This is a genomic window from Herbaspirillum lusitanum P6-12 (assembly GCF_000256565.1).
Lineage (GTDB): Bacteria > Pseudomonadota > Gammaproteobacteria > Burkholderiales > Burkholderiaceae_D > Herbaspirillum > Herbaspirillum lusitanum.
In genome coordinates this window covers 1-22572 of the sequence record NZ_AJHH01000450.1, presented here as the reverse complement: position 1 = coordinate 22572, position 22572 = coordinate 1, and the positions used below count along the sequence as shown (strand labels likewise).

Annotated in this window: 28 protein-coding genes and 1 pseudogene; 26 read left to right on the top strand and 3 right to left on the bottom strand. The window is 61.5% G+C overall.

From position 1 onward, the window contains the following. A partial coding sequence (locus tag HLUSI_RS0114675; RefSeq protein ID WP_016834708.1) for a rhodanese-like domain-containing protein occupies window positions 1-606 on the top strand: 606 nt, incomplete at its 5' end. A 78-nt stretch (window positions 607-684) separates the two neighbouring features. Continuing rightward, on the top strand, window positions 685-1566 hold the full coding sequence (locus tag HLUSI_RS0114670) for a DMT family transporter (protein WP_029363544.1): 882 nt from the start codon (window positions 685-687) through the stop codon (window positions 1564-1566). A 7-nt stretch (window positions 1567-1573) separates the two neighbouring features. Here HLUSI_RS0114670 and HLUSI_RS0114665 read toward each other — a convergent pair whose 3' ends face one another. From HLUSI_RS0114665 to ychF, 3 genes are all read right to left on the bottom strand, one after another. Then, on the bottom strand, window positions 1574-2668 hold the full coding sequence (locus HLUSI_RS0114665) for a sensor domain-containing diguanylate cyclase (RefSeq protein WP_016834706.1): 1095 nt from the start codon (window positions 2666-2668) through the stop codon (window positions 1574-1576). 132 nt (window positions 2669-2800) lie between these two features. After that, window positions 2801-3706 carry a class I SAM-dependent methyltransferase gene (locus HLUSI_RS0114660; protein WP_016834705.1) on the bottom strand — a complete coding sequence of 302 codons (906 nt, stop codon included), beginning with the start codon at window positions 3704-3706 and terminating at the stop codon, window positions 2801-2803. A gap of 15 nt (window positions 3707-3721) precedes the next feature. Further along, entirely contained in the window at window positions 3722-4813 is a 1092-nt protein-coding gene (ychF, locus tag HLUSI_RS0114655) for a redox-regulated ATPase YchF (RefSeq protein ID WP_016834704.1), read from the bottom strand. A 290-nt stretch (window positions 4814-5103) separates the two neighbouring features. Between ychF and HLUSI_RS0114650 the strand changes: the two genes are divergently transcribed. From HLUSI_RS0114650 to tatC, 24 genes and pseudogenes are all read left to right on the top strand, one after another. Then, entirely contained in the window at window positions 5104-5907 is an 804-nt protein-coding gene (locus tag HLUSI_RS0114650; protein ID WP_029363543.1) for an ABC transporter ATP-binding protein, read from the top strand. Further along, entirely contained in the window at window positions 5904-6683 is a 780-nt protein-coding gene (gene mlaE / locus HLUSI_RS0114645; protein WP_016834702.1) for a lipid asymmetry maintenance ABC transporter permease subunit MlaE, read from the top strand. Before HLUSI_RS0114650 ends, mlaE begins: the two co-directional genes overlap by 4 nt. Before the next feature lie 81 nt (window positions 6684-6764). After that, window positions 6765-7241: an outer membrane lipid asymmetry maintenance protein MlaD gene (gene mlaD, locus HLUSI_RS0114640; RefSeq protein ID WP_029363542.1), complete on the top strand. Its 477-nt coding sequence runs from the start codon at window positions 6765-6767 to the stop codon at window positions 7239-7241. After that, window positions 7238-7948 (top strand): MlaA family lipoprotein, encoded by a 711-nt coding sequence (locus tag HLUSI_RS0114635; RefSeq protein ID WP_016834700.1) that lies wholly within the window; start codon window positions 7238-7240, stop codon window positions 7946-7948. Before mlaD ends, HLUSI_RS0114635 begins: the two co-directional genes overlap by 4 nt. Before the next feature lie 242 nt (window positions 7949-8190). Continuing rightward, the gene (locus HLUSI_RS0114630; protein WP_016834699.1) at window positions 8191-8820 is read left to right on the top strand and encodes an MlaC/ttg2D family ABC transporter substrate-binding protein; all 630 of its coding nucleotides are present in this window, start codon (window positions 8191-8193) and stop codon (window positions 8818-8820) included. Between the two features lie 28 nt (window positions 8821-8848). Continuing rightward, the gene (locus tag HLUSI_RS0114625) at window positions 8849-9133 is read left to right on the top strand and encodes an STAS domain-containing protein (protein WP_016834698.1); all 285 of its coding nucleotides are present in this window, start codon (window positions 8849-8851) and stop codon (window positions 9131-9133) included. Window positions 9134-9310: 177 nt separating this feature from the next. Further along, window positions 9311-10222 carry an ABC transporter ATP-binding protein gene (locus tag HLUSI_RS0114620; protein WP_016834697.1) on the top strand — a complete coding sequence of 304 codons (912 nt, stop codon included), beginning with the start codon at window positions 9311-9313 and terminating at the stop codon, window positions 10220-10222. After that, window positions 10219-10983: an ABC transporter permease gene (locus tag HLUSI_RS0114615; RefSeq protein WP_016834696.1), complete on the top strand. Its 765-nt coding sequence runs from the start codon at window positions 10219-10221 to the stop codon at window positions 10981-10983. The genes HLUSI_RS0114620 and HLUSI_RS0114615 overlap by 4 nt, the downstream gene beginning before the upstream one ends. Window positions 10984-11047: 64 nt before the next feature. Beyond that, window positions 11048-11284, top strand: a complete 237-nt coding sequence (locus tag HLUSI_RS0114610; RefSeq protein WP_029363541.1) for a BolA family protein — start codon at window positions 11048-11050, stop codon at window positions 11282-11284. 15 nt (window positions 11285-11299) lie between these two features. Beyond that, window positions 11300-12556, top strand: coding sequence for a UDP-N-acetylglucosamine 1-carboxyvinyltransferase (gene murA, locus HLUSI_RS0114605; RefSeq protein ID WP_016834694.1), 1257 nt, complete (start codon window positions 11300-11302; stop codon window positions 12554-12556). A 13-nt stretch (window positions 12557-12569) separates the two neighbouring features. Next, window positions 12570-13223, top strand: coding sequence for an ATP phosphoribosyltransferase (hisG, locus tag HLUSI_RS0114600; protein WP_016834693.1), 654 nt, complete (start codon window positions 12570-12572; stop codon window positions 13221-13223). 50 nt (window positions 13224-13273) lie between these two features. Next, window positions 13274-14587 carry a histidinol dehydrogenase gene (gene hisD / locus HLUSI_RS0114595; protein WP_016834692.1) on the top strand — a complete coding sequence of 438 codons (1314 nt, stop codon included), beginning with the start codon at window positions 13274-13276 and terminating at the stop codon, window positions 14585-14587. A 46-nt stretch (window positions 14588-14633) separates the two neighbouring features. Beyond that, window positions 14634-15356: pseudogene (locus tag HLUSI_RS28750) on the top strand (DNA-methyltransferase); the annotation flags it as partial. Window positions 15357-15404: 48 nt separating this feature from the next. Then, entirely contained in the window at window positions 15405-16517 is a 1113-nt protein-coding gene (gene hisC, locus HLUSI_RS0114585) for a histidinol-phosphate transaminase (protein ID WP_029363545.1), read from the top strand. Between the two features lie 19 nt (window positions 16518-16536). Beyond that, entirely contained in the window at window positions 16537-17133 is a 597-nt protein-coding gene (gene hisB / locus HLUSI_RS0114580; RefSeq protein WP_016834690.1) for an imidazoleglycerol-phosphate dehydratase HisB, read from the top strand. 63 nt (window positions 17134-17196) lie between these two features. After that, on the top strand, window positions 17197-17835 hold the full coding sequence (hisH, locus tag HLUSI_RS0114575) for an imidazole glycerol phosphate synthase subunit HisH (protein ID WP_029363540.1): 639 nt from the start codon (window positions 17197-17199) through the stop codon (window positions 17833-17835). 107 nt (window positions 17836-17942) lie between these two features. Beyond that, window positions 17943-18734: a 1-(5-phosphoribosyl)-5-[(5-phosphoribosylamino)methylideneamino]imidazole-4-carboxamide isomerase gene (hisA, locus tag HLUSI_RS0114570; RefSeq protein ID WP_016834688.1), complete on the top strand. Its 792-nt coding sequence runs from the start codon at window positions 17943-17945 to the stop codon at window positions 18732-18734. Continuing rightward, window positions 18731-19495: an imidazole glycerol phosphate synthase subunit HisF gene (hisF, locus tag HLUSI_RS0114565; protein ID WP_016834687.1), complete on the top strand. Its 765-nt coding sequence runs from the start codon at window positions 18731-18733 to the stop codon at window positions 19493-19495. Before hisA ends, hisF begins: the two co-directional genes overlap by 4 nt. Next, on the top strand, window positions 19492-19953 hold the full coding sequence (gene hisI / locus HLUSI_RS0114560; RefSeq protein WP_016834686.1) for a phosphoribosyl-AMP cyclohydrolase: 462 nt from the start codon (window positions 19492-19494) through the stop codon (window positions 19951-19953). The genes hisF and hisI overlap by 4 nt, the downstream gene beginning before the upstream one ends. After that, window positions 19950-20294, top strand: coding sequence for a phosphoribosyl-ATP diphosphatase (locus HLUSI_RS0114555; protein ID WP_016834685.1), 345 nt, complete (start codon window positions 19950-19952; stop codon window positions 20292-20294). Before hisI ends, HLUSI_RS0114555 begins: the two co-directional genes overlap by 4 nt. A 79-nt stretch (window positions 20295-20373) precedes the next feature. Then, entirely contained in the window at window positions 20374-20757 is a 384-nt protein-coding gene (locus HLUSI_RS0114550) for a histidine triad nucleotide-binding protein (RefSeq protein ID WP_016834684.1), read from the top strand. 83 nt (window positions 20758-20840) lie between these two features. After that, complete coding sequence (tatA, locus tag HLUSI_RS0114545; RefSeq protein WP_016834683.1) at window positions 20841-21062, top strand: Sec-independent protein translocase subunit TatA; 222 nt, start codon at window positions 20841-20843, stop codon at window positions 21060-21062. Between the two features lie 140 nt (window positions 21063-21202). Next, the gene (gene tatB, locus HLUSI_RS0114540) at window positions 21203-21715 is read left to right on the top strand and encodes a Sec-independent protein translocase protein TatB (RefSeq protein WP_016834682.1); all 513 of its coding nucleotides are present in this window, start codon (window positions 21203-21205) and stop codon (window positions 21713-21715) included. A gap of 42 nt (window positions 21716-21757) precedes the next feature. Beyond that, window positions 21758-22531 carry a twin-arginine translocase subunit TatC gene (tatC, locus tag HLUSI_RS0114535; RefSeq protein WP_016834681.1) on the top strand — a complete coding sequence of 258 codons (774 nt, stop codon included), beginning with the start codon at window positions 21758-21760 and terminating at the stop codon, window positions 22529-22531. Window positions 22532-22572 lie beyond the last annotated feature (41 nt).

The window sequence follows — 22572 nt, the reverse complement described above, 5'->3', positions numbered from 1 at the left end:
ATGACGGCGTCGTGGCTGGCGCAAATGGCGTGGGAAGTCTACGTGCTCGATGGCGCGACCGCGCCGCAGTTCAGCGAGCAAGGCCCGGCGCCGCGTGAATTGCCGCCGGCGCCGTCCTCTGAAAAAATTACGCCGCAGACATTGGCCGGCTGGCTGGAACAAGACAAAGCCAAAGGCAAGGCAGGCAAGGGTACTGTGGTGCTGGATTTCTCCACCAGCGCGAATTACGTCAAACAGCATATTCCCGGCGCCTGGTTTGCCTTGCGCTCGCAACTGGCGCAAGCCTTGCAGAAGGTACCTGCAGCCGAGCGTTACGTGGTTACCTGCGGCAGCAGCCTGTTGGCGGCATTCGTCATCGGCGACCTGGCGGCGCTGACCGACAAGCCGGTGTTCCTGCTGGAAGGCGGCAACAACGGCTGGAAGGTCGTCGGCCTGCCGCTTGAGACCGGCGCGACTGCGCTGGCCTCGCCGCGCATCGACCGCTACCGTCGTCCCTACGAAGGCACCGACAATCCCGCCTCCGCCATGCAGGCCTACCTCGACTGGGAGTTCGGCCTGGTCGAGCAGCTCGGCCGCGACGGCACTCATGGGTTCCAGGTCATATGAGGTATTGCTGAGCAACAGACGAAGAAAGCACGCGACCCGATTACAATGACGGTCGCGTTTTCTTTTGAAACGGTATTCATGCAACACATCCCGCCGCGCGCAGTCGGCGCACTGCTCGTCAATACCACCATCTGGGGCTTGTCCTGGATCGCCTTCAAATCGCTCCAGCAGCAGGGCATCCATCCGCTGTGGGCGACCGCGATCATCTTTTCCTGCTGCACGATCTGGATGCTGCTGCTCAAGCGCAAATCGCTGCGCGAGATCGGCAAGCATCCCGAGCTGGTTTACGTGGCGATTGCATCCGGCCTGACCAACACCGCCTTCAACGGCGCGGTGGCGTTCGGCGACGTGGTGCGCGTGGTGCTGCTGTTTTACCTGATGCCGATCTGGGCCGTGATCCTGGCGCGACTGGTGCTGCACGAGCCGATCACGCAGCGCGCCTTGCTACGGATTGCACTGGGCCTCACCGGCGCCGTCATCGTGTTGTATCAGCCGGCCATCGGTGTGTCCTTGCCGCACGATCTGGCCGACTGGGTGGCGCTGGCCGGCGGTTTCTTCTTCGCCGTCAACAACATCATGTTGCGTCGCCTGCATGGGGTTGCCGACGGCGCCCGTGCGGTCGCCATGCTGAGCGGCGGCGCGCTGCTCTCGATTATCCTGGGTGCGGCGCTGGCGGCATCCGGATTGATCGCCTGGCCCGGCGCCATCGGCGCGCTGTCGGTGCCGACGCTGGCCTTGTGGTCGGTGCTGTTCATGGTGTCCAACCTGTGCCTGCAATACGGCGTGGCGCGGCTGCCGGCGAACATCACGGCGGTGGTCATGCTGGTGGAAATCATCATCGCCTCGGTATCGGCGTGGCTGTTCGGCGCGGCGGAATTGCGCGTCCAGGATCTGATCGGCGGCGCCTTGATCATCGCCACGCCGTGGCTGGTGCGCGACCGCGCAGCGAGATCCGGCTGAGGCGTTTTCAGCCGGCCAGCATCACCCGGTTGCGGCCGCCTTCCTTGGCGCGGTAGAGCGCTTCGTCGGCGCTGGCGATCAGTTTCTGACGCGCCTGGTCGGCCGGCATGCTGCGGTCGGGCGGTGTTTGTGAGGCGGCGCCGATGGAGACGGTCACCTGCAGCGCTTCATCCGCGCCGGCAATCTCGATGGCCTGCTGGGCCACGCTGGCGCGGATCCGTTCGGCGATGCGTTCGGCATCGTGCAAGGTCGCCTGGGTCAGCAGCACGATGAATTCTTCGCCGCCGTAACGGCCGAGCGAATCGCTCAGGCGCAATTCCTTCTTGATGCGTGTGGCCACTTCGCGCAACACGTCGTCGCCGCTCTGGTGGCCGAACTTGTCGTTGACGCGTTTGAAGTGGTCGATGTCGATGAACAGGCAGGACAGCGCCGAGCGGTCGCGTTGGGCGCGGCCGATTTCTTCCTGCATGCGTTGTTCGATGTAGCGGCGGTTGTTGACGCCGGTGAGCGGGTCGGTCAATCCGATGTGCTTGAGGCGCTCATTGTTGATGACGTTTTCCAGGCAGATCGCCACCACCGAGGCCAGCCGTTCGATGAAGTCGGTCGCCAGGTTGCCGGTGAAGCGGCCTTCATGGGCGCTGCCCAGGGCCAGGTAGCCGATCAGCGTCTGATGACGCGTCAGCGGCAGGATCGCCACGCTGGCGGGCCGGTAGGTCGGGAACAGCGATTGGTGCACGTCATCCTGATAGGGGCCGAGCGTGGGTTTTTCCAGCGGCAGGGCGGGGCCGTCTTCGGCCCGGAACAGCAGGTTGGGATATTCGTCGAGGCCGATTTGCAGGTCGTGCAGGATGCGGCGCACGTCGAACGCGTAGTCGACCAGCGAGAGCGTGACGATTTCCAGGTTGAAGGTGTTGGGCATCAAGAGCGACACCGTTTCGATCAGGTCGCGGAATTCGCTTGAGCCGATCAGGCGCAGGTCGAAAGCCTGGTGGCGCTGCATGATTTGCTGGTTGATCCGGGCCTGCTCCAGCAGGTCCTGCAACTCGGCGTGCAACTGCTGGTTTTCTTCCATCAGTGCCTGGGTGTCGACAGCGCTATTCATCGTGGTCCGGTCTTGTGCCGTTTTTGCTTGTTTCCCTTGATACCCTCAACGCTGGCCTGAGCCGCGTTCCCCTTGCCCGGCAGCGGATTTGCTGCGGACGCACAAGCTTACCACCAGCGCGCCGCGATTGGCTTACAGCGTGCTGAAAAAACGCTCACCCATTTCTTCCAGGCCGAGCGACTGCAACACGTCCTGCAAGCGTTCGGTTGGCCGCTTGCGCGGCAGGTCCTTGTAGCGGGCGATGATCAGTTCATTTTTCATCGAGTGTTCCCAGCCGACCAGTTCCGTGACGCTGACCTGGTAGCCGTGCGCCTCCAGTTGCAGGCAGCGCAGCACGTTGGTGACCTGGCTGCCGAATTCGCGCGTGTGCAGCGGATGGCGCCATAGCTCGGTCAGCGAAGTGCGACCCAGCGAGGCGCCCTTGTTGCGGTTGAGCACGGAGGCGACTTCGGCCTGGCAGCACGGCACCAGCACGATGAACTGCGCGTGTTTTTTCAGCGCGAAATGGATGGCGTCGTCGGTCGCCGTGTCGCAGGCGTGCAGTGCGGTGACGACGTCAATCTGTTCGGGCAGGGCGGTCGAGCCGATCGAGTCCGCCACCGACAGGTTGAGGAAGGACATGCCCGGAAAGCCCAGGCGTTTGGCCAGCGCGGTCGATTTCTGCACCAGTTCTTCGCGCGTCTCGATGCCGTAGATGCGCGAATTGCCTTCCAGCGCCTTGAAGAACAGGTCGTACAGAATGAAGCCGAGGTAAGACTTGCCGGCGCCATGATCGACCACGCTGACATCGGGATGCGTGTTGCGGATTTCCTGCAGCAGCGGTTCGATGAACTGGTACAGGTGATAGACCTGCTTGAGCTTGCGGCGGCTGTCCTGGTTGAGCTTGCCGTCGCGCGTCAGGATGTGCAATTCCTTGAGCAGTTCGACCGACTGGCCCGGCCGGATTTCCGGGATCGTTGCGACAGGGCTGGCGCCGCTGGAACCTGCGGCGGCAGTGGCAGGCGCCGCCGCAGGTTTGTTGTGCTTCTTGCTGCTCATAAGAACGACGCTGACTCAGACGTTGAACAGGAAGTTCATCACGTCGCCGTCCCTGACCACGTATTCCTTGCCTTCGGCGCGCATCTTGCCCGCTTCCTTGGCGCCGTTTTCACCCTTGTAGGCGATGAAGTCTTCATAGGCGATGGTCTGCGCGCGGATGAAGCCGCGTTCAAAGTCGGTGTGGATCACGCCGGCGGCTTGCGGGCCGGTGGCGCCGACCGGCACGGTCCAGGCGCGCACTTCCTTGACGCCTGCGGTGAAGTAGGTCTGCAGGCCGAGCAGCTTGAAGGCGGCGCGGATCAGGCGATCCAGACCCGGTTCTTCCATGCCCATGTCGGCCAGGAACTCGGCCTTGTCGGCGTCGTCGAGGTCGGCGATTTCCGATTCGATGGAGGCGCAGATGGCGACGATCGGAGCGCCTTGTTCCGCCGCGTATTTGGTCAACAGGTCCAGCAGCGGGTTGTCGGTGAAGCCGGTGTCGGAGACGTTGGCCACATACATGGCCGGCTTGGCCGTGATCAGGCACAGCGGTTTGATCAGCGCCATTTCTTCAGCGTCGAGGCCGAGTGCGCGCACCGGTTGGGCATCGTCCAACGCCGGCATGATGCGTTCCAGCAGCGCCACCAGCTTGGCGGCGTCCTTGTCGCCCGAACGGGCTTTTTTCTGTTCGCGGTGGATTGCCTTCTCGACGGTGCCCATGTCGGCCAGCGCCAGTTCGGTCTGGATCACGGCGATGTCGTCCAGCGGGCTGACCTTGCCGGCCACGTGAATCACGTTCGGATCTTCGAAGCAGCGCACCACGTTGACGATGGCATCGGTTTCGCGGATGTGGGACAGGAACTGGTTGCCCAGGCCTTCGCCCTTGGAGGCGCCCGCCACCAGGCCGGCGATGTCGACGAACTCCACGGTTGCCGAAAGAATGCGTTCCGGCTTGACGATTTCTGCCAGCGCCTGCAGGCGCGGATCGGGCACTTCGACCATGCCGACGTTCGGTTCGATGGTGCAGAACGGGTAGTTTTCAGCGGGAATGCCCGCCTTGGTCAAGGCATTGAACAGGGTCGATTTACCGACGTTGGGCAGGCCGACGATGCCGCATTTGAGGCTCATGACAAAATTCTTTCTTAATCAAAAGCGGTATTGTATCAAGTCGGGCGGCCGGTCCGCAGCTTTGCTGTGGCCGGAGCGGCATCCTTGGCAAGCTTTGTGCTGCGGCGCGGAAACATAAAAAGCGCATCTCAAGTCGCTGGAATTGGTCAGTTAAAGTGTTGCCTGTTTGTTTCAAGACGTTAAATGCCCAGCTTGCCGTTGGATTGTATTTACACTGCCTATTGTCTCGCCGAAAGCAATTGCTGTTTTTGCTCTACAATGTCGCCTTTGGAGAATTCTTGGTATTCGTCTTGCCTAACATCGTAGAAATCCGCGACTTGCACTTTGGTTATGGGGACCGCCCGATCCTGTCGGGCCTCCGCATGGACTTCCCGCGTGGAAAAGTGATTGCCGTCATGGGCGGATCCGGCTCCGGCAAGACCACCATCCTGCGCCTGATCGGCGGTCAGTTGCGCCCGCAGTCGGGCACGCTGACGGTGGACGGCGAGAACGTGCCGTCGCTCGACACGCGCGACCTGTACCGCCTGCGCCGCAAGATGGGCATGCTGTTCCAGAACGGCGCGCTGTTTACCGACATGACGGTGTTCGACAACGTCGCCTTCCCGCTGCATGAACACACCGACCTGCCGGAAGAACTGATCCGCGACCTGGTGCTGCTCAAGCTCAATGCGGTCGGCCTGCGCAATGCCGCATCGCTCAAGCCGGCCGAGATTTCCGGCGGCATGGCGCGCCGTGTGGCGCTGGCGCGCGCGATTGCGCTGGATCCCGCGCTGATCATGTATGACGAGCCGTTCGCCGGGCTCGATCCGATTTCCATGGGCGTCACCGCCAACCTGATCCGCAAGCTCAACGACGCGCTCGGCTCGACCTCGATCCTGGTGTCGCATGACGTCAACGAGTCGTTCGGCATCGCCGACTACGTCTACTTCCTGTCGGCAGGCAAGATCGTCGCGCAAGGCACTCCTGATGAAATGCGCGCCTCGCAAGACCCGTATGTGAAGCAATTCGTGCACGCCGAGGCCGACGGCCCGGTGCCGTTCCATTATCCGGGCCGCTCGTTGGCAGAGGACGTCGGCCTGGGAGGTCGTCAATGATCGCTGGTTTCCTGGGCGGCATCGGCCGCTCCGTGCGCGAATTCGTGCTCGGCCTCGGTTTCGCCGCGCGCATGTTCTGGACCGTGATCCGCTCGTCGGGCGGCCTGTGGCGGCGTCCGCGTCTGATCACCGACCAGATCCACTTCATCGGTAATTATTCGCTGGTCATCATCGCCGTGTCGGGCCTGTTCGTCGGCTTCGTGCTGGGCCTGCAAGGTTATTACACGCTCAACAAATACGGTTCCGAACAGGCGCTGGGCCTGCTGGTGGCCCTGTCGCTGACGCGCGAGCTGGGGCCGGTCGTGACGGCCTTGCTGTTCGCCGGCCGCGCAGGCACGTCGCTGACGGCGGAGATCGGTCTGATGAAGGCCGGCGAGCAATTGTCGGCAATGGAAATGATGGCCGTCGATCCGCTGCAGCGCGTGGTCGCGCCGCGCTTCTGGGCCGGTGTTGTTGCCATGCCAGTGCTGGCCGCGATTTTTAGTGCCGTCGGTGTGATCGGTGGTTATATTGTGGGTGTACTGATGATCGGCGTCGACGAAGGCGCGTTCTGGTCGCAGATGCAGGGCGGCGTGGATGTGTGGAACGACATCGCCAACGGCGTGCTCAAGAGCATCGTTTTCGGTATTGCGGTAACCTTTGTTGCCCTGTATCAGGGCTATGAAGCCAAGCCGACCCCCGAAGGCGTTTCGCGCGCCACCACGCGCACGGTCGTGATCGCTTCGCTGATGGTGTTGGGATTGGACTTCCTGCTGACGGCGCTGATGTTCAGCTAAGGCAGGGCGGTCAGGATAATGAGGGCAAGTCCGCAACGAACTTCATCGCGGGCTTCGGATTGATTTTTAGGATGGCAGTGTATGCAACGTAAAACATTAGACGTGTGGGTGGGTTTGTTTGTCTTGCTGGGAGCGGCCGCGCTGGTTTTCCTCGCGCTCAAGGCGGGCAACATGAGCTCGTTCTCGTTCAGCCAGAAGACCTATTCGATCACCACCAAGTTCGACAACATCGGCGGCCTCAAGCCGCGCGCAGCGGTCAAGAGCGCCGGCGTGGTGGTCGGACGTGTGGACGCGATCCGCTTCGACGACAAGACATTTCAGGCATCGGTGACGCTCAACATGGACGAGCGCTACCAGTTTCCAAAGGATAGTTCCGCCAAGATACTGACTTCAGGCCTGCTTGGCGAGCAATACGTCGGTATCGAACCGGGGGGTGATGTAAAAAATCTGGCGGCAGGCGACACGATCAAGATGACGCAATCGGCGATCGTGCTGGAGAACCTGATCAGCCAGTTCTTATATAGCAAGGCAGCAGAGGGAAAGGATAATTCAAAATGAAAATAGCAGCTCGCATTGCGGCGCTGGCCATGGTCGCCGCGCTCAGTGGTTGCGCGACGTCGCAAAACCCGAACGACCCGCTTGAAGGCTTCAACCGCGCGATGTTCAGTTTCAACGACACCGTCGACAAGGTGGCGCTGAAGCCGGCCGCGCAGGCATATCAGTTCGTCCTGCCGAATTTTGTGCAGACCGGCATCGGCAATTTCTTCGGCAATATCGGCGATCTCTGGTCGGCGGTGAACCAGGTACTGCAAGGCCGCATTGAAACCGGCGTCACCAGCTTCATGCGTGTGGCGGTCAACACCACCTTCGGTCTGGTCGGCGTGCTCGACGTCAGTACCGAGGCCCGCCTGCCGAAGCAAAAGTCCGATTTCGGTCAGACACTGGGCAAATGGGGCGTAGGCTCCGGTCCGTACGTCGTGCTGCCGTTGCTGGGACCGTCGACGATTCGCGACACTGCAGCGCTGCCTGCCGATTTCTACGGCGATCTGTGGTCGTACAAGAAGCCGGTGCGCTGGCGTAACGTCGGTTCGGTGGTGCGCGTGATCGACAAGCGCGCGCAGTTGCTGGACGCTTCCAACCTGCTGGAAGACGCCGCGCTGGACAAGTATGACTTTGTGCGCGACACCTATCTGCAAAGCCGTCAGTCGCAGATCGACGGCATCAAGGACGATCATCGCAGCAAGGAAGAAGTCGTCAAGCCGTAACCGGCGAGCGACCTGCATTACAGGTGAAACCGGCCGGGCGCGTTCATCGCGCCCGGCCTCACTTGAAAATCCGGAGAATGCAACCACGTTGTATATCCGGTATCCGTTTGGATGCCTGCCGGACACGCGCCGTATTTTTATGGCAAAGTGGGCCGACAACAGCGCGCCGGATCATGTCCGGGACGGCTGAAGCGGTAACGAGAACGGATCGTGGCACCTTATTTATGAATGGATCGTAGATTATGAACATGCTTACCAAATTCCTGGCGATTGCCGTGTCGGCTTCCGCGCTAACGTTTGCCTTCGCTTCCACCGCTTCGGCGCAGGAAGCGCCTGACGCGCTGGTCAAGCGCATCAGCGACGACGTCATCAACACCGCCAAGAGCGACAAGGAAATCCAGGCCGGCAACATCAACCGCATCGTTGCGCTGGTGGAAGAAAAAATCCTGCCGTACGTCGATTCCGAGCGCATGACTTCGCTGGCGGCCGGGCGCCAGGCCACACCGGAACAGCAAAAACAGCTGATCACCGAATTCCGCAGCCTGCTGATCTACACCTATTCCGGCGCGCTGTCGCAAATCCGCGACCAGAAGGTCGAATACAAGCCGCTGCGCGCCGATCCGGCCGACACCGAAGTGGAAGTGCGCTCGCAAGTGATCCAGTCGCGCGGCGAACCGATCCAGCTGAGCTATCGTCTCGAGAAGCTGTCGTCGGGATGGAAAATGTACGACGTCAACGTGATGGGCGCCTGGCTGGTTGAGGCCTACAAGGGCACCTTCAACAGTGAAATCACCAAGGGCGGCATCGACGGCCTGATCAAGAGCCTGTCCGACAAGAACAAGCAGCTGGCTGCGCGTTCGGGCAAGAAGTAACCTGACCTGACCCACTGGAAAGCGCACCATGTTCAAGCCCGGCGCCTCGCTGACTTTCACCAATGCCAGTACCGTCCTGCGCGAGGGCCTGGCGGCCATCGCTGCGGGCCAGACCGGCATCGACGTCAGCGCGGTCGCTACCGTGGATTCCTCGGCCGTGGCCACGCTGCTGGCCTGGCGTCGCGCCGCTGCCCAACGCGGTGCGGCGCTGGACTTCGGTGCGTTGCCGGCCAATCTGCAAAGCCTGGTCGACCTGTACGGCGCCGCGTCGCTGCTGGGTGCGCCGACTTCTGCATCTGACCGACACCACTGATCTCCTGAAGGCCGCCGGCAATGCCGGCCAGCCGCTTCCCCCCATTCCGGCTGCAAGAGCGGAAATCCCCTATAATCCAACGTTTCGCTGCACCGCTTGTTGCCTTGTTGCAAAAGGCCGGCAGCCTGATTCGTTCCTTTTTGCTTACTCTGACGCGTCCCGAATGCGGACCAAATAATGGCAGCTCTACAGATCAACAATGTCGAAAAACGCTATCAGTCGCTGCAGGCGCTGGGCGGTGTTTCGCTCTCGATAGAAGAGGGTGAATTTTTCGGCTTGCTCGGCCCCAATGGCGCCGGCAAAACCACGCTGATTTCCATCGTGGCCGGCCTCAATCGCGCCGACTCCGGTTCGGTCACCATTCATGGCCACGACGTCGTCACCGATTACCGCGCGGCGCGCACCAAGCTCGGCGTAGTGCCACAGGAGCTGGTGTTCGACCCGTTCTTCACCGTGCGTGAAACGCTGCGCATGCAGTCCGGTTATTTCGGCCTGAAGAACAATGACCGCTGGATCGACGAGGTGATGGACAACCTGGACCTGACCAACAAGGCCGACACCAACATGCGCGCGCTGTCCGGCGGCATGAAGCGGCGCGTGCTGGTGGCCCAGGCGCTGGTGCACAAGCCGCCGGTGATCGTGCTCGACGAGCCGACCGCAGGCGTCGACGTCGAGTTGCGCCAGACCTTGTGGAAATTCATCGGCCGCCTCAATCGCGAAGGTCACACCATCGTGCTGACCACGCATTATCTGGAAGAAGCCCAGGCGCTGTGCAACCGCATCGCCATGCTGAAGTTCGGCAAGGTGGTGGCGCTCGATTCGACGGATGCGCTGATCAAGCGCATTTCCGGTTCGCAACTGGTGCTGCGCCTGAAATCAGGCAGCTTGCCCGACAGCCTGCGTGCGCTGGTGACGCATCCCGAAGAATTGTTGTCCGGCCTGAAATACACGCTGCGCGTCAACGACTACAACGATGTCGAGCCGATCCTGTCGGCGCTGCGCGAAGGCGGTGCGGTGATCGACGACATGCAGTTGCAACAGGCCGATCTGGAAGATGTCTTCATCCAGATCATGGGAGGCGTCAAATGACCGGTTTTCAAACCCTGTTTTACAAGGAAGTGCTGCGTTTCTGGAAGGTCGCCACGCAAACCGTGACGGCGCCGATCATGACGGCCATGCTGTACCTGCTGATCTTCGGCCACGTGCTGCAAGACCGCGTGCAGGTGTATCCGGGCGTGCAATACACCGGTTTCCTGGTGCCCGGTCTGGTGATGATGAGCGTGCTGCAGAATGCCTTCGCCAATAGCTCGTCCTCGCTGATCCAGTCCAAGATCACCGGCAACCTGGTGTTCGTGCTGTTGACGCCGCTGTCGCACTGGGAGATGTTCGGCGGCTACGTGCTGGCGGCGGTCGTGCGCGGCCTGATCGTCGGCGCCGGCGTATTCGTGGTGACGGCGTGGTTCGGCCACCTGAGCTTCGTGGCGCCGTGGTGGATCGTGATCTTCGCTTTGCTGGGCGCGGCCATCCTCGGCACCATGGGATTGGTCGCCGGCATCTGGGCGGAGAAGTTCGACCAGTTGGCGGCGTTCCAGAATTTCCTGATCGTGCCGCTGACCTTCCTGGCCGGCGTGTTCTATTCGATCCACTCGCTGCCGCCATTCTGGCAAACGGTCTCGCATTTCAACCCGTTCTTTTATATGATTGACGGTTTCCGCTACGGCTTTTTCGGGCAGTCCGACATCAATCCCTTTATCAGCCTGGCGATTGTCTCGGTGTTCTTCATTGCGCTGTCGACGCTGGCTGTACGGATGTTGAAGAGCGGCTACAAACTGCGCGCGGGCGCACATTGACGCATATTGATGGCAACGTCCGACGTTTGCCATTTACCTTGATTACCTAGTGAAGAGCCGCCTCATGCTACCCACACCTGAACTCGTTAAAAATTACATTGCTGCCGGCCTGGCCTGCTCGCACCTCGAAGTCGAGGGCGACGGCCAGCACTTTACCGCCGTCATCGTGTCCGACTCCTTCGCCGGCAAACGTCTGATCCAGCGCCATCAACTGGTCTACGCAGCGCTCGGCGATCGCATGCGCGAGGAAATTCACGCTCTGTCGATGAAGACCCTCACTCCCGAAGAATTCCAGAAATAAGGCCCAGGTTTCCCTATGGACAAGCTCTTAATCCGCGGCGGCAACCGCCTTTCCGGCGACGTCGTCATCTCCGGCGCCAAGAATGCAGCGCTGCCAATTCTGTGCGCAGGCCTGCTGACTGCCGACAACCTGCACCTGTCGAATATCCCCAACCTGCAGGACGTCAGCACCATGCTCAAGCTGATGCGCCAGATGGGTTTGCGTATCGAGCAGGAACAGGACGGCAACAAGGTCACGCTCAACGGCGGCGACATCACCAGGCTGGAAGCGCCGTATGAACTGGTGAAGACCATGCGCGCCTCGATCCTGGTGCTCGGTCCGCTGCTGGCGCGCTTCGGTGAAGCCAAGGTCTCGCTGCCGGGCGGCTGCGCCATCGGTTCGCGTCCGGTCGATCAGCACATCAAGGGTTTGCAGGCGATGGGCGCGGAAATCACCATCGACGCCGGCTACATCTACGCCAAGGCCAAGCGCCTCAAGGGCACCCGCATCGTGACCGACATGATCACCGTCACCGGCACCGAAAACCTGCTGATGGCGGCGGTGCTGGCCGAAGGCGAAACGGTACTGGAAAACGCCGCGCGCGAACCTGAAGTCAGCGACCTGGCGCACCTGCTGGTCGCGATGGGCGCCAAGATCGACGGCATCGGCACCGACCGCCTGGTGATCCAGGGCGTCGACAAGCTGCACGGCGCTTCGCATACCGTGATCGCCGACCGCATCGAAACCGGCACTTTCCTGTGCGCGGTGGCGGCCGTGGGCGGCGACGTCACGCTCAAGAACACCCGCAGCAACCTGCTCGACGCCGCGCTCGACAAGCTGCGCGAAGCCGGCGCCATCCTGACTACCGGCGAGGACTGGATCCGCGTGCAGATGGCGCGCCGTCCGAAAGCAGTCAGCTTCCGCACCACCGAATACCCAGGCTTCCCGACCGACATGCAGGCGCAATTCATGGCGCTGAACTGCATCGCCGAAGGCACCAGCCACGTTACCGAGACCATCTTCGAGAACCGTTTCATGCACGTCCAGGAGCTCAACCGCCTGGGCACGGCCATTGACGTGGAGGGCAATACCGCCATCGTCACGGGTGTGGAAAAATTCATCGGCGCACCGGTCATGGCGACCGACCTGCGCGCCTCGGCCTCGCTGGTGATCGCCGGCCTGGCGGCCCAGGGCGAGACCGTGGTGGAACGCATCTACCACCTCGACCGTGGCTATGATCGCATGGAAAACAAACTGTCGTCGATCGGCGCACAGATCGAACGCGTTAAATAATCGATAGCAAAAAATGACTCAGCAACTCACTCTCGCTCTGTCCAAGGGCCGCATCTTCGAAGAAACACTGCCGCTGCTCAAGGCTGCCGGCATCGAAGTCACCGAGGATCCCGAGACCTCGCGCAAGCTGATCCTGCCGACCAACGATCCGGCCGTGCGCGTGATCATCGTGCGCGCTTCCGATGTGCCGACCTACGTGCAATACGGCGCCGCCGATTTCGGCGTGGCCGGCAAGGACGTGTTGCTCGAGCATGGCGGCGAAGGCCTGTACCAGCCGATCGACCTGAACATCGCCAGGTGCCGCCTGTCGGTGGCGGTGCAGGACGGTTTCGACTACGCCAGCGCGGTGCGCCAGGGTGCGCGCCTGCGCGTGGTCACCAAGTACGTCAAGACCGCGCGTGAACATTTTGCGTCCAAGGGCGTGCACGTCGACCTGATCAAGCTGTACGGCTCGATGGAGCTGGGCCCGCTGGTCGGCCTGTCCGACGCCATCGTCGACCTCGTCAGCACCGGCGGCACGCTGCGCGCCAACAAGCTGGTTGAAGTCGAACACATCATGGAAATTTCCTCGCGTCTGGTCGTGAACCAGGCCGCGCTGAAACTGAAGCGCGAACGTCTGCAACCGATCCTGGAAGCATTCGAAAAAGCGTCGCAGGCAAACGCATAACAGACGCATACGCAGAACACGACAGCACTGAAAGCAACGAAGGCGACATCATGGGCATAGCAATCCGAAAACTCGATTCCACCGACGCCGGCTTCAGGCAAACGCTGTCGTCCGTGCTGGCCTTTGAAGCCGGCGAGGACGAGGCCATCGATCGCGCCGCCGCCGGCATCCTGGCCGACGTCAAGGCGCGCGGCGATGCCGCCGTGCTGGAATACACCAACCGCTTCGATCGCCTGTCCGCTACCGCCGTGTCCGCACTGGAAATCGGCCAGGACGAGTTGAAAAAAGCATTGGACGGTTTGCCCGCCGCGCGCCGCGCCGCCTTGCAGACCGCCGCCGACCGCGTGCGCGCCTACCATGAGCGCCAGAAGAAGGAATGCGGTTCCGACGGTTTCCTCTATACCGAAGCCGACGGCACCGTGCTGGGCCAGAAGGTCACGCCGCTGGATCGCGTCGGTATCTATGTGCCGGGCGGCAAGGCCGCCTATCCGTCGTCCGTGCTGATGAACGCCATCCCGGCCAAGGTGGCCGGCGTGCAGGAAGTCATCATGGTGGTGCCGACCCCGGACGGCGTGAAGAACGAACTGGTGCTGGCTGCTGCGGCGATTGCCGGCGTCGACCGCGTGTTCACCATCGGCGGCGCCCAAGCCGTCGGTGCGCTGGCCTACGGCACCGGCACGATTCCGCAGGTCGACAAGATCGTCGGTCCCGGCAACGCCTACGTCGCCGCCGCCAAGCGCCGCGTGTTCGGCACGGTCGGCATCGACATGATCGCCGGTCCGTCCGAGATCCTCGTGATCTGCGACGGCAGCACCGATCCCGACTGGATCGCCATGGACTTGTTCTCGCAGGCCGAGCACGACGAACTGGCGCAATCGATCCTGCTGTGCCCGGATGCCGATTACATCGCCAAAGTTGAAGCCAGCATCAACAAGCAACTCGACGCCATGCCGCGCAAGGACGTGATCCGCACTTCGCTGACCGATCGCGGCGCGCTGGTCAAAGTGCGCGACATGGACGAAGCCTGCGAGATCGCCAACGCGATCGCCGCCGAGCATCTTGAAATCTCCACCGAGCAGCCGCAGCAATGGGCTGACAAGATCCGCCACGCCGGCGCCATGTTCCTCGGCCGTTTTTCATCCGAAGCGCTGGGCGATTACTGCGCCGGTCCCAACCACGTGTTGCCGACCTCGCGCACCGCGCGTTTCTCGTCGCCGCTGGGTGTCTACGATTTCCAGAAGCGTTCCAGCATCATCCAGGTCAGCGAAGCCGGCGCCCAGGCATTGGGCAAGGTCGCCGCCGAACTGGCTTATGGCGAAGGCTTGCAGGCGCATGCCCGCTCCGCCGAGTTGCGCTTCAAATGACGACACTGCGCGTCCAGCCAATCCAGCCCGCCCTGCCAGGTCGGCGATGATCTGGCGCGACCGCGTTTTTTGCGAAGATGCGCTGGACGGCCTGGCGCGCATTCCCGATGGCGAGATCGACCTGCTGATCGCCGATCCCCCTTACGGTCTCGGCAAGGACTACGGCAACGACTCCGACAAGCTCGACAACGACGCTTACTTGGCCTGGACCGAGCAGTGGATCGATGTCGCGCTTCCCAAGCTCAAGCCGAACGGCAGCCTTTACATTTTCCTGACCTGGCGTTACTCGCCGGAAATTTTCGTCATGCTCAAGCGGCGCATGACCATGCTCAATGAAATCGTCTGGGACCGTCGCGTGCCGTCCATGGGCGGCAGCACGCGCAAGTATTCCTCGGTGCATGACACGATCGGTTTCTTCGCGCGCGCAAAAGATTATTACTTTGACCTCGACGCCATCCGCATTCCTTACGATGCCCAGACCAAGAAGGCGCGCTCGCGCTCCATTTTCGTTGGCGCCAAATGGCTGGAGATGGGCTACAACCCGAAAGACGTCTGGAGCGTGTCGCGCCTGCATCGCGAGCACAAGGAGCGCGCCGACCATCCGACCCAGAAGCCGCTCGAAATCGTCGAGCGCATGATCAAGGCGTCGTGTCCGCCCGGCGGCGTGGTGCTGGATCCCTTCATGGGCAGCGGCACCACGGCGGTGGCGGCAAGACGCTGCGGCCGCCAGTTTGTCGGCTTTGAACTGAACCCGGCCTATTGCGCGCTTTTTTTTTTTTTTTGGCCGACCTTGACCCTATTTCGACACAGACCTCCGATGAGCAAGTCCCTGGTTGAACGCATCATCCGCGCCGACGTGCGCGCGCTGTCCGCCTATCCGGTGCCGGACGCCGCCGGCTTCGTCAAACTCGACGCCATGGAAAACCCGTACACGCTGCCGCAGGCCTTGCGCGACGAGCTCGGGCAACGACTGTCCGCAGTGACGCTGAACCGGTATCCGGTGCCGTCCTACACGCTGCTCAAGGAGAAGCTGTGCCGCCACATGGGCGTGCCGACAGGTTTCGACGTGCTGCTGGGCAATGGTTCGGATGAGCTGATTTCCATTCTCTCGGTGGCATGCGCCCAAGCCGGCGCCAAGGTCCTGGCGCCCGAGCCGGGCTTCGTGATGTACGCCGTGTCGGCGAAATTCGCCGGGCTGGAGTACATCGGCGTGCCGCTCAAGACTGACTTCACGCTCGACCGCGACGCCATGCTGGCGGCCATGGAGGCGCACAAGCCCGTCATCACCTGGCTGGGATACCCCAACAATCCCACCGGCACGCTCTATGAGATGGCCGATGTGCTGCGCATCGTCGAAGCCGCCGCACCGTACGGGCTGGTAGTGGTCGACGAGGCCTACCAGCCGTTCGCGCAGGAGAGCTTCATGCCGCGCTTGCCGGAATTCAATAATCTGGTGGTCATGCGCACCGTCTCCAAGCTCGGCCTGGCCGGCATCCGGCTCGGCTATATGGCTGCCGGCGCAGCTTTGTTGCAGGAATTCGACAAGGTGCGGCCGCCCTATAACATCAATGTGCTGACGCAGACAGCGGCCGAGTTCGTACTCGATCACACCGCCGAACTGGACCGTCAGGCGGCGGCCCTGCGCAATGCGCGTACCGCTCTGGCTGCGGCGCTGGTGGAGCTTGACGGTATTGAAGTGTTCCCCTCCGCCGCCAATTTCCTGCTGATCCGGCTGGCAAATGCGGATAAAGTATTCGCCGGGCTGCTGCAACGTAAGGTATTAGTCAAAAATGCCGGTAAAATGCATCCATCGCTGCAAAATTGCCTGAGAGTCAATGTCAGTACGCCCGAAGAGAATTCCCTGTTCCTGATCGCCTTGAAAGAAACGCTTCAAGAGCGCATCCAGGAATCACCTTTGTCATTTTTGTAATGTCTGTTTTACCCTGATCATGTCAACTCCACGAACTGCAGAAGTCGTCCGCAACACCAACGAGACGCAAATCCGCGTCGCGATCAACCTGGATGGCACCGGCCGGCAAAAGCTGGACACCGGCGTGCCTTTCCTCGATCACATGCTGGACCAGATCGCGCGCCACGGTTTGATCGACCTCGACATCGAGGCCAAGGGCGACCTGCACATTGACGCGCATCACACCGTGGAAGACGTCGGCATCACGCTCGGCCAGGCTTTCGCCAAGGCCATCGGCGACAAGAAGGGCATCCGCCGTTACGGCCACGCCTACGTGCCGCTGGACGAGGCGCTGTCGCGCGTGGTGATCGACTTCTCCGGCCGTCCCGGCCTGGAATATCACATCCCCTTTACCCGTTCGATGATCGGCGGCTTCGACGTCGACCTGACCAGCGAGTTCTTCCATGGTTTTGTCAATCATGCGCAAGTCACGCTGCATGTGGACAATCTGCGCGGCATCAACGCGCACCATCAATGCGAAACCGTATTCAAGGCTTTTGGCCGCGCCCTGCGCATGGCGATCGAACTCGATCCGCGTTCGGCGGGAACGATTCCTTCCACCAAAGGCAGCCTGTAATGTGAGCCGGGCGGGACAGTCCGTTCCGCCATTGACACTTTCCATGCGTTTGCATTTTTCGATATGAATAAAATTGTTGTAGTGGATTACGGAATGGGCAACCTGCGCTCGGTCGCGCAAGCCCTGCGTCATGTCGCGCCCGAAGCCGACGTGCGCATCTCCGGTGAAGTCGCCGACATCGAAGCGGCCGACCGCGTGGTGCTGCCGGGCCAGGGCGCCATGCCGGACTGCATGCGCAGCCTGCGCGAGTCCGGCGTGCAGGACGCGGTGATTGCCGCCGCGCGCAGCAAGCCCCTGTTCGGCGTGTGCGTCGGCGAGCAGATGTTGTTCGACTGGAGTGAAGAAGGCGATACGCCAGGCCTTGGCTTGTTGCCCGGCAAGGTGGTGCGCTTCCGGCTCGACGGTCAGGTCCAGGAAGACGGTTCGCGTTTCAAGGTGCCGCAAATGGGCTGGAACCGCGTGCATCAGAAAGTCGCCCATCCGCTGTGGCAGGGTGTCGACGAGCAGGCTTACTTCTATTTCGTGCACAGCTACTACGCGCAGCCCGGCGAGAGCGCGCACACCGTCGGCGAGACCGTCTACGGCGCGCCGTTCGCTTGCGCCGTCGCCCGCGATAATATTTTTGCAACACAATTCCATCCGGAAAAAAGTGCCGCTGCGGGTTTGCAGCTGTACCGGAATTTCGTACACTGGAAACCCTGATTTTTGCTTAATTTTTGCGCAGTACTTTTTTCACCGCCAGGCCACGCGCATCGTGAACATCTTGCGCTGATCTGTCCCTTTACTTACTCAACGTCATTACCGTAGCCATGCTGCTGATACCTGCCATCGACCTGAAAGACGGTCATTGCGTTCGCCTGAAGCAAGGCGATATGGACCAAGCCACCGTATTCTCCCAGGACCCCGCCGAAATGGCGCGGCACTGGCTGCTGCAGGGCGCGCGTCGCCTGCATCTGGTCGACCTCAACGGCGCCTTCGCGGGCAAGCCGAAGAACGAATCGGCCGTCAAGGCCATCCTCAAGGCGGTGCGTGATTTCGCCGTCGAGAACGAGGTCGAGGAAATCCCCGTGCAACTGGGCGGCGGCATCCGCGACCTCGACACCATCGAGCGCTATCTCGACGACGGCCTGTCCTACATCATCATCGGCACCGCCGCGGTGAAGAATCCCGGCTTCCTGCACGATGCCTGCAGCGCGTTCCCGGGCCAGATCATCGTCGGCCTCGACGCCAAGGACGGCAAGGTCGCCACCGACGGCTGGAGCAAACTGTCCGGCCATGAAGTGATCGACCTGGCGAAGAAGTTCGAAGGCTACGGCTGCGAAGCCATCGTCTACACCGACATCGGCCGCGACGGCATGATGGGCGGCGTCAACATCGAAGCCACCGTGCGCCTGGCGCAGGCGGTCGCGATCCCGATCATCGCCTCCGGCGGCGTGCACAACATCAAGGACGTCGAAGCCCTGTGCGGCGTGCAGGACGAAGGCATCGAAGCGGTCATCTGCGGCCGCTCGATCTACGAAGGCACGCTGGACCTGAGCTCGGCGCAGGATCGCGCCGATGAATTGACGGCGTCCGAAGGGTCCGACAGCGAACCATCATGACACTCGCAAAACGCATCATCCCGTGTCTCGACGTGACGGCCGGACGGGTCGTCAAGGGCGTCAATTTCCTTGAGCTGCGCGACGCCGGCGACCCGGTTGAAATCGCACGCCGCTACGACGAACAGGGCGCGGACGAAATCACCTTCCTCGACATCACCGCTTCCTCGGACGGCCGAGGCTTGCTCCTCGACATCATCGAAGCGGTGGCGTCGCAGGTCTTCATTCCGCTGACGGTCGGCGGCGGCGTGCGCGCGGTCGACGACGTGCGACGCTTGCTCAACGCGGGCGCGGACAAGGTCGGCATCAACACTTCTGCGGTAACCAATCCGCAACTGGTGGAAGACGCGGCGAGCAAATACGGTTCGCAATGCATCGTGGTGGCGATCGATGCCAAACGTACCGGCGAAGGCAAGTGGGAAGTCTTCACGCACGGCGGCCGCAACGCCACCGGGCTGGACGCAGTCGAGTGGGCGCGCAAGATGGCGCAACTCGGCGCCGGCGAAATTCTGCTGACCAGCATGGACCGTGACGGCACCCGCAGCGGCTTCGACCTGGCGCTCACGCGCGCGGTGTCGGATGCGGTGGCGATTCCCGTGATTGCCTCGGGCGGCGTCGGCGGCCTGCAGGATCTGGCTGACGGCATCAAGCAGGGCAAGGCCGATGCCGTTCTGGCGGCGAGCATTTTTCACTATGGCCAACACACCGTGCAGGAAGCGAAACGTTTTATGGCGGATCAGAACATCCCGATGAGGCTGGCATGAGCATCAGTGCAAAATGGCTGAACAAGGTGAAATGGGATGAAGTTGGCCTGGTGCCGGTGATCGCCCAGGAAGTCGGCTCCAACGACGTGCTGATGTTCGCCTGGATGAACCGCGAAGCGCTGGCCCGCACCGTGCAGACCGGCGAAGCGGTGTACTGGAGCCGCTCGCGCAAGAAGCTGTGGCACAAGGGCGAGGAATCCGGCCATTTTCAGAAGGTGCATGAAATCCGCCTCGACTGCGACGAAGACGTGGTCTTGCTCAAGGTTGAACAGGTGGCTGGCATCGCCTGCCACACCGGCCGTCATTCCTGCTTCTTCCAGAAGTTCGAAGGCAATGCCGAGACCGGCGAATGGCAGACCGTCGAGCCGGTGCTGAAAGACGAAGCCGCGCCCGAAAAAGAAAAGCCGAAGCGCGTGCGCAAGACAATGACCAAGACAGATCCCAAGGTAACGCCATGAGTGAAACACTGCGCCGCCTGGCCGAGGTGATCGAGTCGCGCAAGCTGGCCAACGGCGGCGACCCCGCCACGTCGTACGTCGCCAAACTGTTCTCCAAGGGCGACGACGCCATCCTGAAAAAGATCGGTGAAGAAGCCGCAGAAACCATCATGGCCGCCAAGGATGCGCGCGTCAGCGGCGATGCCTCGAAAGTGCTCTACGAGTGCGCCGACCTGTGGTTCCACTCGATGGTCATGCTGGCGCATTTCGATCTCAAGCCGCAAGACGTGCTCAACGAACTGGCGCGCCGCGAAGGCTTGTCCGGCCTCGAAGAGAAGGCTGCTCGTCCGGCGGACGCATAACAATCATCAGCAGAATCAACGCCTAAGAATTCACGACCGTAAAACGGCAATTGACCGGGACACCCCAGGAGGAGCAGCTTTGGATAACTGTATTTTTTGCAAGATCGCCGCCGGGGAGATCCCGTCGAAGAAGGTCTACGAAGACGATGACGTGCTGGCGTTCCACGACATCAACCCGGCCGCGCCGGTGCATTTCCTGATCATCCCGAAACTGCACGTCGCCACGCTGGCCGATTGCGACGAGAAGCATGCGGCGCTATTGGGTAAAATGGCCCTGCTTGCGCCAAAGCTGGCGCAGGAACAGGGATGCGGTTACCAGCTTGACGCGACCGGCAACAAGACCGGCGGTTTCAAGACGCTTTTCAATACAGGCCCGGACGGCGGCCAAGAGGTGTACCATCTCCACATGCATGTCATTGGCGGCGCCCATCCGTGGCGCACCAAGTCCGTGCTGCAGGGATAAGGACAACGCATCCGGCCTGGCAGGAATATTGCAACAAAGATTTATTTGAATACAGGGCACGCGTGTCCGCTTAGGAGAGAAAAATGGGTTCGTTCAGTATCTGGCATTGGTTGATTGTTCTGGTAATCGTCATGGTGGTGTTCGGCACGAAGAAGCTGGGCAATATGGGTTCCGATCTCGGCAAGGCCGTCAAGGGTTTCAAGGACGGCGTCAAGGGCGAAGAAGAAGACAAAGACAAGCCTGTCGCCAAGGACCAAACCATCATCGACGTGCAAGCCAAAGACAAAGAAAAATCCGGCAGCTGAGTCTTCCGCCGACGCCCGCACCGCTTCGCCGCTTGTGGTTTGGCGAGGTTGCGCGGGCTATCGTTGTTCCTGATGCCCCGCCAGCCCGGCCTCGCGCACGCTGATTTTTTCGGCATTCACTTTCGATTGTTACCCTCGCAATGATTGATATCGGTCTTTCCAAGCTGGCTCTCATCGGCGTTGTCGCGCTGGTCGTGATCGGTCCTGAGCGCCTGCCCAAAGTGGCGCGCATGGCCGGTTCGCTGTTCGGTCGCGCGCAACGCTACATCAACGAGGTAAAGACGGAAGTCAGCCGCGAGATCGAGCTGGAAGAATTGCGCAAGATGCAAAAGGACGTGCAGGACGCCGCCGGCGACGTCCACAATAGCATCTCTAAAAGCGTCGCCGACGCCGAGAATTCCATCCACGACGCCTGGAACGACAGCAGCTCCGGCAGCAGCACGAGCTGGAGCACCGCGTCTGGCAGCGGCGCCAGCCCGGAAGCGCTGATCATCAAGGCAAAGAATTTCCGCAAGAAGAAACTGGCGCGCACTTCCGGCGTTCCTTCCTGGTACAAGAACCAGAGCGGTCGCCGCACCCGCGTGATTTCCGCCGCGGCGCGCGTAGCCAAATATCGTCCTATCGGCGCCGGCAAATCGGCCGGTTTTTTCTAATCCCGATGGACTTGTTTTCCATCCCATTCCTGCAGTAATTCCATGGCCGAAGAACAGAAAACGTCAGGTAGCGAAGAGTCCTTCATTTCGCATCTGATCGAATTGCGCAGCCGCGTGGTGAAAGCGTCGGCAGCGGTGCTCATCATTTTCCTGTGCATGATGCCGTGGTCCGCGCATATCTTCGACCTGCTGGCGGCGCCGATGATCAGCGCATTGCCGGTCGGCAGCAAGATGATCGCCACCGGTGTCATCACGCCGTTCCTGATCCCGGTCAAGGTCACCATGCTGATGGCCTTCATGATCGCGCTGCCGTGGGTGCTGTACCAGATGTGGGCCTTCGTCGCGCCGGGTTTGTATTCGCACGAGAAGCGCCTGGTGGCGCCGTTGGTGATTTCGTCCTCGCTGCTGTTTCTGATGGGCGTGGCGTTCTGCTACTTCTTCGTGTTCGGCGTGGTGTTTCCGTTCATTAACAACTTCGCGCCGAAGTCGGTCTCGGTGGCGCCGGACATCGACAGCTACGTCGACTTCGTGCTGACCATGTTCCTGGCGTTCGGTATTACCTTCGAAGTACCGATCATCGTGATTGTGCTGGTGCGCATGGGCCTGGTTCCGCTGGCCAAGCTCAAGCAGATCCGTCCTTACGTGGTGGTTGGCGCTTTCGTCATCGCCGCCGTGGTGACGCCGCCGGACATCATGAGCCAGCTGATGCTGGCCGTGCCGCTGTGCCTGCTGTATGAAGTCGGCCTGCTGGTGGCGCCGATCTTCGAGAAGGCGACACGCGCGCCGGAAGAGCGGGAAGACGCCGTCGGCAGCTGACCGGCGCAAACCTCAGGCATTAAAAAGGCCACTGCATGCAG